The sequence below is a fragment of the Vibrio sp. 10N.261.52.A1 genome (assembly GCF_002876325.1).
GTDB lineage: Bacteria > Pseudomonadota > Gammaproteobacteria > Enterobacterales > Vibrionaceae > Vibrio > Vibrio chagasii.
On record NZ_MCYD01000136.1, the window covers coordinates 1 to 382 of the forward strand.

Here is a 382-nt window from a genome sequence, read left to right on the forward strand (position 1 = left end):
ATACTTGATTCACCAGTGCCTGCCGTAAAGCTGTGTACTTTGGCACGGAACACGTGACCCGGATATGCATCGACAAAGAATTCCGCAAAATCGCCCACTTGCACGTAACCGTAAGTCTGGTCTGAGATACGCATCTCTAAGAACTTTTTGCTGGTGTTGTACAGGTGCATGTTGCCCATGACAGAGCCTTCAGCAATGTTCACAATCGATACTTGCCCATCAAACTCTGCTCGCACTGTTTTCTTCTCTTGCGCCCAATTCACTTTCTGTAAATCGGCTTTCAGTGAAGCCAGTTCTGCGTGCATCACGCGAAGATCTGAGTGGTACTTTTCAACATCACGAGCATTGAAGATCTCAGGCGACGTTTCTGCACGCTCTAAAT

At 47.4% G+C, this 382-nt stretch carries 1 pseudogene; it reads right to left on the reverse strand.

Annotated features, from left to right (window positions below):
- Nucleotides 1-382, reverse strand: a pseudogene (locus BCT81_RS01885) (HlyD family efflux transporter periplasmic adaptor subunit); the annotation flags it as partial.